Annotated in this window: 19 protein-coding genes; 6 read left to right on the forward strand and 13 right to left on the reverse strand. The window is 73.5% G+C overall.

Annotation, left to right across the window (positions count from 1 at the left end):
- Window positions 1-60: 60 nt before the first annotated feature.
- Window positions 61-1,404: a 6-phospho-beta-glucosidase gene (locus ABZ621_RS28680; RefSeq protein WP_360609321.1), complete on the reverse strand. Its 1,344-nt coding sequence runs from the start codon at window positions 1,402-1,404 to the stop codon at window positions 61-63.
- A gap of 61 nt (window positions 1,405-1,465) precedes the next feature.
- On the opposite strand from ABZ621_RS28680, the gene ABZ621_RS28685 reads away from it, so the two are divergent.
- Window positions 1,466-1,915, forward strand: a complete 450-nt coding sequence (locus tag ABZ621_RS28685; RefSeq protein WP_360609322.1) for a YchJ family metal-binding protein — start codon at window positions 1,466-1,468, stop codon at window positions 1,913-1,915.
- 15 nt (window positions 1,916-1,930) lie between these two features.
- Here ABZ621_RS28685 and ABZ621_RS28690 read toward each other — a convergent pair whose 3' ends face one another.
- The 4 genes from ABZ621_RS28690 to ABZ621_RS28705 form a co-directional block, all read right to left on the reverse strand.
- Entirely contained in the window at window positions 1,931-2,290 is a 360-nt protein-coding gene (locus ABZ621_RS28690) for a hypothetical protein (protein ID WP_360609323.1), read from the reverse strand.
- A gap of 76 nt (window positions 2,291-2,366) precedes the next feature.
- On the reverse strand, window positions 2,367-4,469 hold the full coding sequence (locus tag ABZ621_RS28695) for an MDR family MFS transporter (RefSeq protein ID WP_360609324.1): 2,103 nt from the start codon (window positions 4,467-4,469) through the stop codon (window positions 2,367-2,369).
- A 63-nt stretch (window positions 4,470-4,532) separates the two neighbouring features.
- Window positions 4,533-4,784 carry a hypothetical protein gene (locus ABZ621_RS28700; RefSeq protein WP_360609325.1) on the reverse strand — a complete coding sequence of 84 codons (252 nt, stop codon included), beginning with the start codon at window positions 4,782-4,784 and terminating at the stop codon, window positions 4,533-4,535.
- A gap of 386 nt (window positions 4,785-5,170) precedes the next feature.
- A complete protein-coding gene (locus ABZ621_RS28705) occupies window positions 5,171-6,229 on the reverse strand; it encodes an ATP-dependent DNA ligase (RefSeq protein ID WP_360609326.1) in 1,059 nt (352 codons plus the stop codon).
- Window positions 6,230-6,282: 53 nt separating this feature from the next.
- On the opposite strand from ABZ621_RS28705, the gene ligD reads away from it, so the two are divergent.
- Window positions 6,283-7,335: a non-homologous end-joining DNA ligase gene (ligD, locus tag ABZ621_RS28710; protein WP_360609327.1), complete on the forward strand. Its 1,053-nt coding sequence runs from the start codon at window positions 6,283-6,285 to the stop codon at window positions 7,333-7,335.
- A 45-nt stretch (window positions 7,336-7,380) separates the two neighbouring features.
- Window positions 7,381-7,653, forward strand: coding sequence for a WhiB family transcriptional regulator (locus ABZ621_RS28715; RefSeq protein ID WP_360609328.1), 273 nt, complete (start codon window positions 7,381-7,383; stop codon window positions 7,651-7,653).
- A 22-nt stretch (window positions 7,654-7,675) separates the two neighbouring features.
- On the opposite strand, the gene ABZ621_RS28720 is transcribed toward ABZ621_RS28715, so the two are convergent.
- From ABZ621_RS28720 to ABZ621_RS28730, 3 genes are all read right to left on the reverse strand, one after another.
- Window positions 7,676-8,650, reverse strand: a complete 975-nt coding sequence (locus ABZ621_RS28720) for an acyl-ACP desaturase (protein ID WP_360609329.1) — start codon at window positions 8,648-8,650, stop codon at window positions 7,676-7,678.
- A gap of 205 nt (window positions 8,651-8,855) precedes the next feature.
- Window positions 8,856-9,101, reverse strand: a complete 246-nt coding sequence (locus ABZ621_RS28725; protein ID WP_360609330.1) for a hypothetical protein — start codon at window positions 9,099-9,101, stop codon at window positions 8,856-8,858.
- A 13-nt stretch (window positions 9,102-9,114) separates the two neighbouring features.
- Window positions 9,115-9,960, reverse strand: coding sequence for a helix-turn-helix transcriptional regulator (locus tag ABZ621_RS28730; protein ID WP_360609331.1), 846 nt, complete (start codon window positions 9,958-9,960; stop codon window positions 9,115-9,117).
- A 193-nt stretch (window positions 9,961-10,153) separates the two neighbouring features.
- On the opposite strand from ABZ621_RS28730, the gene ABZ621_RS28735 reads away from it, so the two are divergent.
- Window positions 10,154-10,636, forward strand: a complete 483-nt coding sequence (locus ABZ621_RS28735) for an ATP-binding protein (protein ID WP_360609332.1) — start codon at window positions 10,154-10,156, stop codon at window positions 10,634-10,636.
- A gap of 53 nt (window positions 10,637-10,689) precedes the next feature.
- Here the strand turns inward: ABZ621_RS28735 and ABZ621_RS28740 are convergent, their stop codons facing one another.
- The 3 genes from ABZ621_RS28740 to ABZ621_RS28750 all read right to left on the reverse strand — a co-directional run bounded on the left by ABZ621_RS28740 (window position 10,690) and on the right by ABZ621_RS28750 (window position 13,675).
- On the reverse strand, window positions 10,690-12,336 hold the full coding sequence (locus tag ABZ621_RS28740; protein ID WP_360609333.1) for an ATP-binding cassette domain-containing protein: 1,647 nt from the start codon (window positions 12,334-12,336) through the stop codon (window positions 10,690-10,692).
- A gap of 257 nt (window positions 12,337-12,593) precedes the next feature.
- Window positions 12,594-13,010 carry an SsgA family sporulation/cell division regulator gene (locus tag ABZ621_RS28745; protein ID WP_360609334.1) on the reverse strand — a complete coding sequence of 139 codons (417 nt, stop codon included), beginning with the start codon at window positions 13,008-13,010 and terminating at the stop codon, window positions 12,594-12,596.
- 185 nt (window positions 13,011-13,195) lie between these two features.
- A complete protein-coding gene (locus ABZ621_RS28750; protein ID WP_360609335.1) occupies window positions 13,196-13,675 on the reverse strand; it encodes a (4Fe-4S)-binding protein in 480 nt (159 codons plus the stop codon).
- A gap of 96 nt (window positions 13,676-13,771) precedes the next feature.
- Between ABZ621_RS28750 and ABZ621_RS28755 the strand changes: the two genes are divergently transcribed.
- A complete protein-coding gene (locus ABZ621_RS28755; RefSeq protein ID WP_360609336.1) occupies window positions 13,772-14,932 on the forward strand; it encodes an oxidoreductase in 1,161 nt (386 codons plus the stop codon).
- A gap of 9 nt (window positions 14,933-14,941) precedes the next feature.
- Here the strand turns inward: ABZ621_RS28755 and ABZ621_RS28760 are convergent, their stop codons facing one another.
- Both ABZ621_RS28760 and ABZ621_RS28765 read right to left on the reverse strand, forming a co-directional pair.
- A complete protein-coding gene (locus ABZ621_RS28760; protein ID WP_360315913.1) occupies window positions 14,942-15,241 on the reverse strand; it encodes a YciI family protein in 300 nt (99 codons plus the stop codon).
- A gap of 36 nt (window positions 15,242-15,277) precedes the next feature.
- Window positions 15,278-15,835 (reverse strand): SMI1/KNR4 family protein, encoded by a 558-nt coding sequence (locus ABZ621_RS28765; RefSeq protein ID WP_360609337.1) that lies wholly within the window; start codon window positions 15,833-15,835, stop codon window positions 15,278-15,280.
- Window positions 15,836-15,877: 42 nt separating this feature from the next.
- On the opposite strand from ABZ621_RS28765, the gene ABZ621_RS28770 reads away from it, so the two are divergent.
- Window positions 15,878-16,582 carry an endonuclease V gene (locus ABZ621_RS28770; RefSeq protein WP_360609338.1) on the forward strand — a complete coding sequence of 235 codons (705 nt, stop codon included), beginning with the start codon at window positions 15,878-15,880 and terminating at the stop codon, window positions 16,580-16,582.
- Window positions 16,583-16,620: the final 38 nt, after the last annotated feature.

Consider the following 16,620-nt stretch of genomic DNA (forward strand, 5'->3'; position numbering starts at 1 on the left):
TCGTCACGTCGTCACGTCCGCACGGGCCCGGGGGAGTCCCTCCCCCGGGCCCGGCGCGCGTCACGCCCGCAGGTACGCGAGCCCCGGGTGCACCGCCGTGTAGCCGTCGAGCAGCCGGCGGGCCACGCCCACCGAGTCCACCAGCGGGTGCAGCGCGAAGGCCTTCACGGCGGCCGCCCGCGACCCGCTCTCCGCCGTCGCGAGCACCTCCCGCTCCACCGCCTTCACCGCCGTCACCAGACCCATGGCGTGGGACGGGAGCGGGTCCGCCGCCACGGGGCGGGCGCCGTTCGCGTCCACCAGGCACGGCACCTCGACCACCGCGTCCGCGTCGAGGCCGGGCAGCGTCGCGCCGTTGCGCACGTTCAGGATCAGGGTGGCCCGCTCGCCGCGCGCGATCGCCCGCATCAGCGCCAGCGCCACCTTCTCGTAGCCGCCCGACTCCAGGTCCTCCTCCGCCCGGTCCCCGGCCCCGGCCGCCTCCCGGTTGTGCGCCATGTAGGTCGCCTCCCGGTCGGCCAGCGTGCGGTGCCAGGCGTCCAGGGCCCGCGTCCCGGGCCGGCCTGCCTCCGCGTAGAACCCGGCCTGCTGGTCCAGGAGGTAGGCGCCCCGGGTCTTCTCCGCGCCCCGGTAGGACGCGACCGCCTCCCGGTTGAAGTAGTAGTAGTGCAGGTACTCGTTGGGCACCGCCCCGAGCGAGCGCAGCCACGCGGTGCCGAAGAGCCGCCCCTCCTCGAAGGAGCCGAGCAGCGCGTCGTCCGCGAGGAGCCGCGGCAGCTCGTCCCGCCCGTCCACCCGCAGCCCGCGCAGCCAGCCGAGGTGGTTGAGGCCCGCGTAGTCGATCCACACCCGGTCCGGGTCCGCGCCGAGGACCCGCGCCACCCGGCGGCCGAGCCCCACGGGCGAGTCGCAGATGCCGACGACCCGGTCGCCCAGGACCCGGGACATCGCCTCCGTCACCAGCCCCGCCGGGTTGGTGAAGTTGATGACCCAGGCGTCCGGGGCGAGCGCCGCGATCCGCCGGGCGACGGCGACCGCGACCGGCACGGTCCGCAGGCCGTACGCGATCCCGCCCGCGCCCACCGTCTCCTGCCCGAGCACCCCCTCGGCCAGCGCCACCCGCTCGTCCGCGGCCCGGCCCTCCAGACCGCCGACCCGGATCGCGGAGAAGACGAAGTCCGCCCCGCGCAGCGCCTCGTCGAGGTCGGTGGTGGCCGTGACGACGGGCGCGTCCGGCACCCCCTCGGCCTGTTCGGCGAGCACCCGGGCGATGGCCGTCAGCCGGTCCCCGTCGAGATCGTGCAGGGTGACGCGGGTGATCCGCCCCTCGGCGTGGTCGCCGAGCAGCGCGCCGTACACCAGCGGCACCCGGAAACCGCCGCCTCCGAGAATCGTCAGTCGCATGGGCCGTACGCTACTCGGCCGGCCCCGCGGGACCGCCCGGCTCCTGGGGGAGAATGACCGCATGTCCCGACGCAAGACCGCCCCCCGCCGCCGTACGCCCGCGCCCGCCCCGGCCGTCACCGCCGACACGCCCTGCCCCTGCGGTCTCGACGCCGTGTACGGCGCCTGCTGCGGACGCTTCCACGCCGGTACGGGAGCCACCGCGCCCACCGCCGAACTGCTGATGCGCTCCCGCTACAGCGCCTTCGTCGTCGGCGACGCGGCCTATCTGCTGCGCACCTGGGCCCCGGAGACCCGCCCCGGCACCCTCGACCTCGACCCCGGCATGCGGTGGACGGGCCTGGAGATCCTCGGCACCGCCGACGGCACCGCCTTCCACCAGCGGGGCACCGTCACCTTCGCCGCCCGCTACGTCCACGACGGCGAGCCCGGCACCCTCACCGAACACAGCCGCTTCACCCGCCACGACGGCGCCTGGGTCTACGTCGACGGGGACTTCCCGGAGCACTGACCCCGGCCGGGACGGCTACCAGACGAGGACGCCGCCGCCCACCTCCCTGGCGCGGTGGGCGGCCGCGACGATGTGGCCGAAGCGGACGGCGACGTAGTCGGGGGCGTAGCCGCCCTGTCCGGCGAGGTCGGCCAGATGGGGCCGGACCGCCTCGCACTCGGCGAGGAAGTCCTCCACCTCCTCGGGCTCGACGTGGAGGTCGTCGCCGTCGAGCCGCGGGAAGAACCGCGCGCCGAGGGCGCGCATCCCGGGGGAGCCCCACAGCTCGGCGCGGGTGCTCTCGAAGCCGGCGAGGTCCCCGCCGCCGGGCGGGGACTCCAGGATCTCCCGGCGCCCGTCGGCGTCGAGGACGAAGGTGTGGACGAGAAGGCTCATGGGCCGATCGTCGGTCACGGACGCGGGCCGGACCAGCCCTTTGCCGCCGGACCGGCCCTTCTCCGTCCAGGGAGGGTCACGACCGGGAGGCGACCTTCGTCCGCTCGTTCGCGCGGCCGGTCGGGATGCCGGTGGAGAGGTCCTCCGCGACGGCCTTCTTCGCGATGGCGTCGACGGCGGCGCGCAGTGCGGGGCCGCTGGGGCGGTCGCGCTCCTGCTCCAGGCGGGCGGAGAGCCAGTCGCCCCAGGCGTGGGTGATGACCTCGGCCTCGCGGGTGCCGGCCGGCGTGTGCGAGAGGAGGTTGCCGTCCCGGGTGAGGAAGCCCTCGTCGACCATCCGGTCGAAGACCGGGAGGATGACCTCCGGCGGCAGGCGGCGGCTCGCCGCGATCAGGCCGAGGCTCGCGTGGCCGACCGTCCGGGTGTGCAGCTCGACCTGCATGACCGCCCAGGCGCCGGCCGTGTCGAGCCGGGTGTCGGAGGCGGCGACGATCCGGCGGGCGGTGTCCATGTCGACCCGGCGCAGCAGCCGGCCGACGGAGAGTTCGAGGAGCTTCGCCGAGTCGCCGCTGGTGGTGGGGGAGGCGAAGCCCTCGCCCATGTCGGGGGCGGACTCCCGGGCCGAGTCCCGCAGCTCGACCTGCTTGAGGAAGAGGGCGACGACGAAGCCGACGACGGCGACCGGCACGGTCCACAGGAAGACGGTGTGCAGGGTGTCGGCATAGGCCTGGACGATCGGCTCGGCGACCCCGTCGGGCAGTCCGTGCAGCCCCTGCGGGCTCTGGGCGGCCGCCGGCACCGAGGCAGGGTCGAGCCCCGCCTGCCCGGCGAGCGCGGACGCCTCGGCGACCCCGTCGGTGAGGTTGGGCTTGAGGGCGTTGGTGTAGATCGTGCCGAAGACGGCGGTGCCGAAGGAGCTGCCCAGGGTGCGGAAGAAGGTGACGCCGGAGGTGGCGGTGCCGAGGTCGGCGTAGTCGACGGTGTTCTGCACGGCGATCGTCAGGACCTGCATGCACAGGCCGATGCCGACGCCGAGCACGAACATGTACAGCGACTCCAGCCAGGCGCCGGTGTTCTGGTCCATCAGGGAGAGCAGATAGAGCCCGACGCCCATCACCGCGCAGCCGATGATGGGGAAGATCCGGTAGTGCCCGGTCTTGCTGACCACGTTGCCGCTGTAGATCGAGGCGATCAGCAGACCGACGACCATCGGCAGCGTCCGGATGCCGGAGACGGTCGCCGAATCCCCGTCCACGTACTGGAGATAGGTCGGCAGGAAGGTCATCGCGCCGAGCATCGCGAAGCCGACGACGAAGCTCAGCACCGAGCAAACGGTGAAGACCGGATTGCGGAACAGCCGCATCGGCAGCATGGGTTCGGCGGCCCGCATCTCCGCCCAACAGAACAGGGCGAGGGCGATCAGGCCGCCGACGAAGAGGCCGATGATGACGCCGGAGCTCCACGCGTACTCGTTCCCGCCCCAACTGGTCGCCAGGATCAGGGCGCTGGAGCCGATCGCGACCAGCGCGATGCCCAGGTAGTCGATGACCGGCCGGCTCGCCGAGCGCACGGAGGGGATGGTCCGGGCGGCGGCGATGACGACGAGGATCGCGATCGGGACGTTGACGTAGAAGGCCCAGCGCCAGCTGGCGTGGTCGGTGAACAGGCCGCCGAGCAGCGGCCCGATGACCGTGGAGACGCCGAACACGGCGCCGATCGCGCCCTGGTACTTGCCGCGTTCGCGCAGCGGGATCACATCGGCGATCAGCGCCATCGAGGTGACCATGAGGCCGCCGGCGCCGATGCCCTGCAGGCCGCGCCAGACGATCAGCAGCGTCATGTTGGTGGCGAGGCCGCAGAGGAAGGAGCCGGTGATGAAGACGACCGCGGAGATCTGGAAGATCAGCTTGCGGCCGAAGAGGTCGCCGAACTTGCCGACCAGGACCGTCGCCACGGTCTCCGCGAGGAGGTAGGAGGTGACGACCCACGACATGTGGGCGGCGCCCCCGAGGTCCGCGACGATCGTGGGCAGGGCGGTGCCCACGATGGTCTGGTCGAGTGCCGCGAGCAGCACGCCGAGCATGATCGTGCCGAAGACGATGTTGCGGCGGCGGCCGTCGAGCACGGGCGGTGCGGGCGCGGCCGGGGCGGCGGGTGCTGCGTCGCTGGTCGTGGTCACCTTCGCAGCGTCACACCGCGCCGCCTCCGCTGCCCGTGGGATGCGCCCGAACGGGCGACGGCCTCAGGGGCGTACCGGCAGCGTCGGGTGGTGCTTGGCCAGGATCTTGTTGGCGCGGGCGAGCGCGGCGAGGGCGTGCTCGCGGTCGGCCAGGTCCTCGGGGCAGAGCGGCCCGCGGAAGCGGTAGACCTCGCGCGCCGCGCAGTCCGCCTCGATCTCCGCCTGGAGGACGTGCGCGGGCAGACAGGCGCCGATGAGAGCGGCCACGCGGTCGGGGATCGGGACGGGGACGAGGGGGGAGGGCGAGGCGATCACGGATCAGTCCTAGCGGTTCGTGGGGGCGGACGGGAAGGGCTCTCACCTCCATACGTACCGGATGGCGGGAGCGGTTCCGGTACGGCTCCGGTGCCGGGGTGCGCCGGGGGCGCCCGCCCCGCGCGGGGTGCGCGGGCGCACCCGCCTCGGACCGCGCGGCCCCGGTGATCGCCGGCGCCGGCGTTCCCGCAGGTACGGGGCGTGTGGCCGGCGCCGCATTGCGTACGGTCCCTGCGTATCGCGGGCGCGGAGGGCGGTCCTCGGGGCGGGGCGCGGGGCGCGCAAGACCCGCGACGGCCCTGCCTGTGTGAAGGAAATCACGTGGCGCAGGGACGCCAGGACCGGCAAGATCGTCGGCCTGTTTCGCCGCCGTCCCGCCCGGAGGGTCAGTCCAGGACGTCCGACAGGTCGTACGAGACCGGCTCGTCGAGCTGCGCGTAGCCGCATGACTCCGGGGTGCGGTCCGGGCGCCAGCGCTTGAACTGCGCGGTGTGCCGGAAGCGGTCGCCCTCCATGTGGTCGTAGCCGACCTCGCAGACCCGCTCCGGCCGCAGCGCCACCCACGACAGGTCCTTCTTCCCCGACCAGCGGCTCGGCGCGCCCGGCAGCCTGGCGCCCTCGTGCGCGGCCTCCTCGGCCCAGGCCGCCCACGGGTGTCCGTCGGGCGGGTCCATCCGCAACGGCTCCAGCTCCTCGACGAGCTCGGCCCGCCGCTTGGCGGTGAAGGCGGCGCAGACGCCGACGTGCTGGAGGGCGCCCCGGTCGTCGTACAGGCCGAGGAGGAGCGAGCCGACGACGGGGCCGCTCTTGTGGAAGCGGTATCCGGCCACGACGACGTCGGCGGTCCGCTCGTGCTTGATCTTGTACATCAGCCGGGAGTCGGGCCGGTAGGGCAGGTCGAGCGGCTTGGCGATCACCCCGTCGAGCCCGGCCCCCTCGTACTGCTCGAACCAGCGCGCCGCCAGCTCCGGGTCCCGGGTGGCGGGGGCGAGGTGGAGCGGGGCGGTGGTGCCGGCGAGCATCCGCTCCAGGGCCGCGCGGCGCTCGGCGAGCGGGGTGTCGAGGAGGGCGTCGTCGCCGAGGGCGAGCAGGTCGAAGGCGACGAAGCGGGCGGGGGTGGTCCCGGCGAGCATCCGGACCCGGGAGTCGGCCGGGTGGATCCGCTCGCTGAGCCGGTCGAAGTCGAGCCGTCCGTCGCGCTCGACGACGATCTCGCCGTCCACCACGCACCGCTCCGGCAGCCGCTCCGCGAGGGCTTCGACGAGCTCGGGGAAGTAGCGGGTGAGGGGCTTGCCGGTGCGGCTGCCGATGACCAGCTCGGGGCCGTCGCGGTGGACGATCGCCCGGAAGCCGTCCCATTTGGCCTCGTACTGCATCCCGGGCGGGATCTTCTTCACCGCCTTGGCGAGCATCGGTTTCACGGGCGGCATCACCGGCAGATCCATGGATCAGATTGTCCGGTATGCGGCAGATGTCGGCGAGCCCTAGGGTGGCGCCCATGGCAGGCAAGACGGCAGCGGTGGAACTGGAGGCGGGCGGGCGCACCGTCCGCGTCTCCAACCCGGACAAGGTCTACTTCCCGGAACCCGGCTACACCAAGCTGGACATGGTGAACTACTACCTCGCCGTCGGCGAGGGCATCACCCGCGCCCTGCGGGACCGGCCCACCACCCTGGAGCGCTACCCCGACGGGGTGACGGGCGAGTCCTTCTTCCAGAAGCGGGCCCCGAAGTACCTGCCCGACTGGATCCCCACCGCGCACATCACCTTCCCCAGCGGACGCTCGGCCGACGAGATGTGCCCCACCGAACCGGCCGCCGTGCTCTGGGCGGCCAACCTCGGCGCCGTCACCTTCCACCCCTGGCCGGTGCGGCGCGCCGACACCGACCGCCCCGACGAGCTCCGCCTCGACCTCGACCCGCAGCCGGGCACCGACTACGCCGACGCGGTCCGCGCCGCCCATGAGCTGCGTGCCGTCCTGGGCGAGTACGGGCTGCGCGGCTGGCCCAAGACCTCCGGCGGGCGCGGGCTGCACGTCTTCGTCCCCATCCGCCCCGACTGGACCTTCGTCCAGGTGCGGCGGGCCGCCATCGCGTGCGGGCGGGAGCTGGAGCGGCGGATGCCGGACCGGGTGACCATGAAGTGGTGGAAGGAGGAGCGCGGCGAGCGGATCTTCGTCGACTACAACCAGACGGCCCGCGACCGCACGATCGCCTCCGCCTACTCGGTACGGCCCCGGCCGCACGCCCCGGTCTCCGCGCCGCTGCGCTGGGAGGAGGTCGACGACGCGGTGCCGCAGGACTTCGACATCCGCACCATGCCGGCCCGCTACGCCGAACTGGGCGACGTCCACGCCGACATGGACGACGAGCGCTTCGACCTGGAGCCGCTGCTCGAACTGGCGCGGCGCGACGAGGCCGAGCACGCCCTGGGGGACCTGCCCTATCCGCCGGAGTACCCGAAGATGCCCGGCGAGCCGAAACGGGTCCAGCCGAGCCGGGCGAAGAAGCCGGACGGGAACGGTGCCGACGCGCCCGACGCGCCGCATTGATCGGACGTTGACGGTGTGTTTAGCGGCCCCCGGCAGGGTGGAGCCATGCAGACCGAGACCGCAGTCCTGACCTTCCCGGCCCCCCGCCCCGCCGCCGACCTCGCCTGGCGCGAGGACGCGCTGTGCGCCCAGGCCGGACCCGAGTTCTTCTTCCCCGCCCCGGGGTCCTCGACCCGCGAGGCCAAGCAGCTCTGCGGAGCCTGCGAGGGGCGCGTGGCCTGCCTGGAGTACGCGCTCGCGCACGACGAGCGGTTCGGGGTGTGGGGCGGGCTCTCGGAGAAGGAGCGGCTCAGGCTGCGGCGCACGCAGCGCTCCTGAACCGCTCCGGGGACACGACCGTTCAGCCCGTGGCGCGGGCGGCCATCCGGGCCTTGCGGGCGGCGAGCTTCTCGTCGAACTTCGCGGCCTCCGTGTCGAGCCCGTTCATGAACAGGCCCAGCTCCTCCTGGGCGCGCAGCCCGTCGGGGCCGAGGCCGTCCAGCTCCAGGATCCGCAGGTGCCGGATGACCGGGGCCAGGACGTCGTCGTGGTGGATGCGCAGGTTGTAGACCTCGCCGATCGCCATCTGGGCGGCGGCGCGCTCGAAGCCGGGGATGCCGTGGCCGGGCATCCGGAAGTCCACGACCACGTCCCGCACGGCCTGCATCGCCAGGTCGGGGGCGATCTCCAGGGCCGCCTTCAGCAGGTTGCGGTAGAAGATCATGTGGAGGTTCTCGTCGAGCGCGATGCGGGCGAGCATCCGGTCGCAGACGGGGTCTCCGGACTGGTGGCCGGTGTTGCGGTGCGAGATGCGGGTGGCGAGCTCCTGGAAGGACACGTACGCCACGGAGTGCAGCATCGAGTGGCGGTTGTCCGACTCGAAGCCCTCGCTCATGTGCGACATCCGGAACTGCTCCAGCTTGTCCGGGTCGACGGCGCGGGAGGCGAGCAGGTAGTCGCGCATGACGATGCCGTGCCGGCCCTCCTCGGCGGTCCAGCGGTGCACCCAGGTGCCCCAGGCGCCGTCGCGGCCGAAGAGGCTGGCGATCTCGTGGTGGTAGCTGGGGAGGTTGTCCTCGGTCAGGAGGTTCACCACGAGGGCGATCTTCCCTATGTCCGTGACCTTGGACTGGGCCGGGTCCCAGGCCTCGCCGTCCTCGAAGAAGCCCGGGAAGTTCCGGCCGTCCGACCACGGCACGTACTCGTGCGGCATCCAGTCCTTGGCGACCTTGAGGTGCCGGTCGAGCTCCTTCTCCACCACCTCTTCCAGCGCGTACAGCAAGCGCGCGTCGGTCCACCCTGCCGAGCTGCCGAGGTGGGGAGAGGTGAGTGTCACGGGGACTCCTGGGGACGGAGAAAGGGTAAACGGAACTACCTACGGACTCGTAGGTTACGAGACCGTAGGTTAAGGCTCCGTAAGGGGTCGACCAAGCCCCTCTCGGGCGCTGTCCGGTTACGTTCCGTTATGTGCCCAGCTCGGGCCGGGAAAAGAGACGCAGGTCACCTCGGGGGTGGTCACCCGCGAACAAGTGATCGGCTACTCAGAGCAGATGATCGGCGGCGCCGGACTTCACCGCGGAGATCAGCGCGCGCAACGCCTCCACCGAGTCGCTGACGTACTCGCCCGGGGCGAGGGTCGAGCCGATGTAGGCGCGGCCGGCGTCGTCGAGACCGAAGCGGAAGCAGTTGGCCCCCTCGCTGCAGAAGGCGTCGCCCCAGGCGATGCGGGCGGCGGCCGGGGAGGTGGGGGCGGGTGTGGTGCTGGTGCTGGTGCTGGTGACGTTCATGGTGGGGGGTCCTTCACAGGTCCTGGGCTATCGAGCGGATGAACGTGCGGGAGTCGGCGGCGGACAGGGCGAGTCCGCGCAGCCGCCCGAGCAGCCCCTGGTACCGGCGCAGCTTCATGTCGGCGTCGAGCAGGAGCGAGCCGTGCGAGGAGTCGAGCTGCACGGTGTCGAGCTGCGGCACCGGCGCGGACACATAGGTGAACGACTGTCCGGCGCCGGGGAAACCCCCGGCGGCGAAGGGGATGACCCGCACGGTGACGGTCGCCCGCTCGGACTGCTCCAGGATGTGCTCCAGCTGCGCGCGGGCCACCTTCGGGCCGCCGAACTGCATGCGCAGCGCCGCCTCGTGGATCACCGCCTCGTACGGCACCGGCCGGTCCAGGACCTCCTGGCGGCGCAGCCGCAGGGCGAGCCGGGCCTCCAGGTCGGGCTCGGGCAGCAGGGGGACGGCGGTGTCGAAGACCGCCCGCGCCTGCTCCTCGGTCTGCAGGAGTCCCGGTACGTGGGTGGTCACGGCGGTGGCCAACTCGGCAGCGTGGTATTCCAGTTCGGCGATGTCCAGCAGGGCGGGCGGCAGGAGTCCGCGGTGCTCCTCCCACCAACCGCGGTCCCGCTCCTGGGCCATGGCGGCGAGCAGGTCGACCAGGCCCGCGTCGGGGCAGCCGTAGTTGAAGGCCAGGGTCCGCACCCGCTCGGGGCTGATGCCGAAGCGGCCGGACTCGACGTTGGGGATGCGGGTGCGGTCGACGCCCAGGAGGGCGGCGGCCTGCTGGGCCGACATCCCCGACTGTTCGCGCAGCTTGCGCAGTTCTGCCCCGAGCCGTTGCTGGCGCGCGGTGGGGCTGGTCCTGGGTGGCACGTCGTTCTCCCTCGTCCGGCCGTGCGGCCCCCTGCCGCCCGGCTTCCGCGCCGCCGTTTCGCCCTCTGGCCGGAAACGGCGCCACTACCTGCAAGTAGTAGCACTGTGCTCCGCATCTGCGCTACGGTCGGTAGCGCAAGTCTCACACGGGGCGACCGCGTCCGTGTGCAGAGCACCCCCATGTACAGGAAATGTGAGCAATCCGATGAAGGGCGCCCTGCGTTGCCTTCCGGCCGCCGCCGTCACCGCGGCGGCCGGGCCCATACCCCCCGCCACGGAGAACCTCAGCTACTCGATGCTGCTCCCCGGTGGCGCCTACTGCGCGGGCCTCGCCCGCCAGGCCGTCGACGGCCTCCTCGCCCGCCACGGCCTCGCCGAACTGCGCGAGACCGCCCGCCTCGCCGTCTCCGAACTCGTCGCCGCCGCCTACCGGTTCACCCCCGACCGGGAGATGGCGCTGCGCGTCCGCTGGCAGTACGACGCCCTGCGGATCGTCCTCTACGACCAGCATCCGGCCCACCCACGGCCGGACGAGGCGGAACGCTGCCGCGAACGCCGCAGCCGCAGCATGTGGCTGCTGGCCGCGGCGGTCGACGAACAGGGCGGCGACTGGGGCCTGGCCCCCGCCCTCACCACGGACGGCGGGACCAAGTCCTGGGCCTTACTGCACCGTTGACGTCCCCGAACCGGTGACATCGGCACAGCGCTGACGTCATCGCACCGTCGGCATCACCGCGCCGTCGACACGGACAGTGCCCGAAGCTCCTCCGCCGACGTCGGCCGCAGGCGGCCGTCGAGGAGCACCCGGCGCGTGATCCCCAGCGACTCCAGGAATGTCAGGTCGTGACTGGCCACGACCAGCGCCCCTTCGTACGCGTGGAGGGCCGCCGTCAGCTTCCGCACCGACGCCAGGTCCAGATTGTTCGTCGGCTCGTCGAGCAGCAACAGCTGCGGAGCCGGCTCCGCGAGCAGCAGCGCCGCCAGCGTGGCCCTGAACCGCTCGCCGCCCGACAGGGTGCCCACGCGCTGATCCGCCCGGGCGCCCCGGAACAGGAACCGCGCCAGCCGCGCCCTGATCGTGTTCCCCGACGCCGTGGGCGCGAACCGGGCGACGTTCTCCACGATGCTCAGCCCGTCGTCCAGGACGTCGAGCCGCTGCGGCAGGAAGCGGAGCGGCACCAGTCGTTCCACCTCTCCCGACACCGGCTCCAGCTCGCCGGCGACCGTCCGCAGCAGCGTCGTCTTCCCGGCCCCGTTGCGGCCCACGAGCGCCACCCGCTCCGGACCCCTCAGCTCGAAACCGCCTTCGACCCGGGCGCCGTACCGCAGTTCGAGGTCCGTCAGGCGCAGCACCTCGCGCCCCGGCGGCACCGAGGTGCGCGGCAGCTCGACGCGGATCTCGTCCTCGTCCCGCACCGCCTCCACCGCCACGTCGAGGCGCTCCCGCGCCTCCGTCAGCCGGTCCGCGTGCAGCGTGCGGTGCTTGCCCGCCGACACCTGTGCCTGGCCCCGTCGGGTGTGGGCCACCACCTTCGGCACGGCCTTGTTCTCGAAGCTCTTCTGCGCGTACCGCCTGCGGCGCGCCAACTTCATCTGCGCCTCGGACAGTTCGCGCCGCTGCCGCTGCACGTCCGCCTCGGCGACCCGCACCATCCGCTCCGCCGCCTCCTGTTCGGCGGCGAGCGCCTCCTCGTACGCCGAGTAGGGGCCGCCGTACCAGTTCACCGCGCCGTCGTGGAGGTCGGCGATCCGGTCGACCCGCTCCAGGAGCTCCCGGTCGTGGCTCACCACCACCATCACCCCGGACCAGCCCTCCACCGCCTCGTAGAGACGTGAACGGGCGTACAGATCGAGGTTGTTGGTGGGTTCGTCGAGCAGCAGCACGTCCGGCCGGGCCAGCAGCAGCGCGGCGAGCCGCAGCAGCACGGACTCTCCGCCGGACACCTCGCCGACCGTGCGGTCCAGGCCGATCGCGCCGAGCCCGAGCTGGTCGAGGGTGGCGCGGGCCCGCTCCTCCACGTCCCAGTCGTCGCCGATCACGGTGAAGTGCTCCTCGGCGGGATCCCCGGCCTCGACGGCGTGCAGCGCCGCCCGTTTCCGGTCGATCCCGAGGATCGCGTCCACCCGGCGGCCGGTGTCCAGGACCAGGTTCTGCGGCAGGTAGCCGATCTCGCCGGACGCCGTCACGGCGCCGCCGGTGGGGGTGAGCCGCCCGGCGAGCAGCCGGAGCAGGGTGGACTTCCCCGAACCGTTCGTGCCGACCAGGCCGGTGCGGCCGGAGCCGACCGTCATCCGGAGGTCGTCGAAGACCTCGGTGCCGTCGGGCCAGGAGAAGGAGAGAGAGGTGGCGGAGAGGAAGACAGGCTGATGTGACACGAGGGCCTCCGGTGCGTGCCGCGAGCACGGGTGTGAGCGTGGGCGTGGAGCGACGCGTGGAGACACCGGGGCGCGGGCAACGTGGGGAACGGCTCGTCCACCGAGGTCGAGAACGGCGCGCGGGGCACGGGGGCCGGGCGCGGCACGGTGTCTCGGGACCTCAGATGAACAACGTTCCTTCTCCGATCGGGAGGCGATGCGACCCGTCGACCGTAGAAGCCCTCCGAGGAGGAGGCAATCGAATTACGGGAGCCGGGCTACGGCAGCTCGCCCAGGAGCGCGGCCACATCCCGGTCCCAGTCCAGGTACTGGTGCTCCAGCCCGGCCGGCACCAGGTGCTGCGAGCGCTCCAGGAAGCGGCGCAGCTCGGAGGTGCGCACATGGACCATCGCCACGCCCTCCGGGGCGTGGAACTCGACGACCGTGCGGTCGTAGCCGTACGGACGCAGCCGTACGTCGCCGTCGCCGGCGGGCCGCTCGACCCCCTGGGCCAGCAGGTCGCGGGCGAAGGCCCACGAGACCTCGACGCCCTCCAGGGTCGCCGGTGGCGGGAAGGCCATGCTGACCGCGTACGGATCCTCGCGGTCGTAGCGCAGGGTGGCGGGGACGGTCTCCATCCGGGGAGCGGAAGCGACCAGACGGGCCTGGACGGGCTGCTCGATCACGGCGGACACGGCGGACTCCTCTCGCGCGGGTTGTGATCCTGTGCGTCTCCCCGACACCAGGGCACCTGACACCCATGAAGACGAGCGGAACGGCCGGAACGTGCACCGGCCCCCCACGTGAGGTGTGTCACCGAGAAAGGAGCCCGAAGGGGGAACCGAAGCGGAAGAGGGGGAGCCCGGGGGAGTAAGGCAGCTCAGCGGTCCTCGGCCACGTCGTCGTCCGGCGCCGCGCAGGGCCCCGAGTGGTCGCAGTACGGCTGGTTCGCCGAGGCACCGCAGCCGCAGAGCATCACCCGGCTCTCGTGCCGGGCCCCGTGCGCGCCCATGACGAGGAGGTCGCCGCGCATCACCAGCTGCCCGGACGGCGAACGCCGCACGGTGGTGGGCACGTCCGGTGCCTCCTCGGCCCCGCCCTCCGGCGGGTGGTACCGGAGCGCGCCCGAAGGACAGCGACGGATCACCTCGGCGACCCGCTCCGGCGTGGCCGCGTCCGGCAGCACCCACGGGCGGCGGGAGAGGTCGAAGACCTCCGGCAGGCCGTGGACGCACTCGGCCGCGTGCAGACAGCGGCGCGGCTCGAACGTGACGGTGATGCCCTCGCCGTCGTACTCCTTCAGCCGCGGCTTCTCGGCGATCGGGGTCTCCGGCCCCGGCTCCGCTGTTCCCTCGGTCATGCGCCCAGCCTAGGAACGCCCGCCGCGCCCCGCACCCCGGCGGGGGCCGGGAGGCCCTCTGGACGCGCCGGGCCGCCGCCGCTAGCTTCCGGCGCCATGACACCTGTGCGAAAGACGCGAACGACGCGACGCACGACGACGGCGGGACTGACGGGACTGGTGGGACTCATCGGGGCGGCCCTCGCGCTGACCCTCGCGGCCCCCGCGCGGGCCGGGGAGACCCCCACGGCCCCCACGCCCCCCACGGCCCTCGCGGCCCCCGCGACCGAGACCTCCGCGGACGGCTGGCGGCTCACCCCCACCGGCACCGACGCCCGCTTCCGGGGACTGGCGGCGGTGGACCGGCGCACCGCCTGGGCGGCGGGCTCCCGGGGCACCGTCCTGCGCACCACCGACGCCGGCCACAGCTGGCACAACGTCTCGCCGCCCGGCGCGGAGGGTCTGGAGCTCCGTGACGTCGAGGCCTTCGACGCCCGCCGGGCCGTCGTCCTCGCCATCGGCGAGGGCGAGGCGTCCCGGCTGCTGCGCACCGGGGACGGCGGCGCCACCTGGACCGAGGCCTTCCGCAACACCGATCCGCGCGCCTTCTACGACTGCGTGACCTTCCTCGACCGCCGCCACGGCCTCGCCCTGAGCGACCCCGTCGACGGAAGGTTCCGCATCCTCGCCACCCGCGACGGCGGCGGCAGCTGGGAGGTCCTGCCGGACTCCGGGATGCCGGCCGCCCTGCCCGGCGAGGCCGGTTTCGCCGCGAGCGGGCAGTGCCTGGTGACGGCCCCCGGCGGCGGGAAGGACGTGTGGTTCGCGACCGGCGGCGCCGCCACCGCCCGGGTCTTCCACTCCGCGGACCGGGGCCGCACCTGGACCGTCACCGACAGCCCCGTGCCGGCCGGCGACCCCGCCCGGGGCGTCTTCGCGCTCGCCTTCCGGGACCGCGGCCACGGCCTCGCGGTCGGCGGCGACTACCGCGCCGGGCAGCCCTCGCCGCGCGCCGCCGCCGTCACCGGCGACGGCGGACGCACCTGGACCCCGGCCGGCACGCCCCCGCCCGCGTACCGCTCCGGCGTCGCCTGGCTGCCGCACTCCCGTACGGCGGCCCTGGCCGTCGGCCCGACCGGCACCGACCTCACCCGGGACGGCGGCCGGAGCTGGCGGACCGTCGACACCGGCTCGTACGACACCGTGGACTGCGCCCCGGACGGCGGCTGCTGGGCCTCCGGCGAGAAGGGCCGGATCGCCCGGCTCGCCCGCGGCTGACGGACGGGGTCAGGCCGGCGGCTGCTCGCGGTAGCCGGCCAGGCCCTCGACCGTCTTCGACGCGTAGAACTCGGTGATCCGGTAGGCGCACACGCCCTCGGAGCTGAAGGGGTCGGCCGCCGCGATCCGCTCGATCGCGGCCCGGTCGACCCCGGCCGCCAGGATCACCCCGCCGTCGCGCGGGTTCTTCCGCCCGGACGCCAGGAACACCCCGGCGGCGTACTGCTCGTCCAGCCAGGCGATGTGCGCGTCCATGAGGGCGTCCGCCCGCTCGACGGGCGCGGTGTAGGTCAATTCCAGTACGAACATGCGTGCAAGGCTACCGGCGGTGCCCGGCCGGGCCGTTCACTCCCCGAGCGCCGCCCCGACGGGCTCGAAGCCGTGCGCGGTGATCCCCCGCACCTCGTACAGGTAGCCGAAGTACGCGGTGTCCGCCGTGCCCGTGAGCACCGCGTGCAGGAAGGCCGCGCAGCCCGGGCCGTGCCGCTCCCAGAGCGGCCCGCGGCCCTCGTTGTAGAACACCGGCCAGGTGTCGGGGTGGCTGCCGGGCCGCACCAGCCAGTACAGGAAGGCCCCCGAGCCCTCCTCGTACGCCCACGGCACCACGACCGTGCCGGGCTCCTCCAGCTCCTCGGGGCGCTCCTCGCCGATCTCCCACAGGGACTCCAGGATCTCGTCCCGTTCCCGCCGCTGCGCGAGCAGGTCGTGGTCGGGACGGCCCGCGTCCGGGGCGAGCAGCCACACCGTCTCGTCGAAGACGCCGGAGCCGTACGTCTCGACCAGCCGCTTGTAGTCCTCGGGGAGCGGCAGTCCGAGGGCGCGTTCGGTCTCCGCCCAGTCCACGGCGGGCGGCGCCACGGCGGGCGGCAGGCAGAGGCGTACGAGCGCGTCGATCGAGGTCACGGCGGGCACGGTACCCGAGGCCGCCGCCGTAGGGTGGCCCGCATGGGGATCATCGGGGTTCCGGCGGGATGGCCCGCCGACGAGGCGGCGGCGCTGGACGTCCAGCGCGCGCTGCGCGGGCGGCTCGTGCTCGACGAGGACGGGCCGGCCGTGGGGGAGGGGCACGTCACCGGACTCGACGTGGCCTACGACGACGAGCGGGACCTGGTGGCCGCGGCCGCCGTGGTCCTGGACGCCGGATCGCTGGAGGTGGTCGAGGAGGCCACCGCCGTCGGCCGGGTCTCCTTCCCTTACGTACCGGGGCTGTTGGCCTTCCGGGAGATCCCCGCCGTGCTCGCCGCCCTGGACGCGCTCACCGCCGACCCGGGGCTCCTGGTCTGCGACGGCTACGGGCTCGCCCATCCGCGCCGCTTCGGTCTCGCCTCCCACCTCGGGGTGCTCACCGGACGGGCGGCGATCGGCGTCGCCAAGAACCCCTTCACCTTCACCTACGAGCAACCCGGCGCCGCCCGGGGCGACTTCGCGCCGCTCCTCGCCGAAGGGGAGGAGGTCGGAAGGGCGTTGCGCACCCGGCGCGGCGTCAAGCCCGTCTTCGTCTCCGTCGGCCACCGGATCTCCCTCGACAACGCCTGCGCCCACGCCCTCGCGCTCTCCCCGCGCTACCGCGTCCCCGAGACCACCCGGCACGCCGACGCGCTCTGCCGCCGCGCGCTGAAGGAGGCGCGGGCCGGGGAAGGCGCGGGCTGAGGGCGACCCACGCGCGGCTGAGTAGCGGCTGAGTACCC

This window comes from Streptomyces sp. NPDC007863 (assembly GCF_040633895.1).
Taxonomy (GTDB): Bacteria; Actinomycetota; Actinomycetes; order Streptomycetales; family Streptomycetaceae; genus Streptomyces.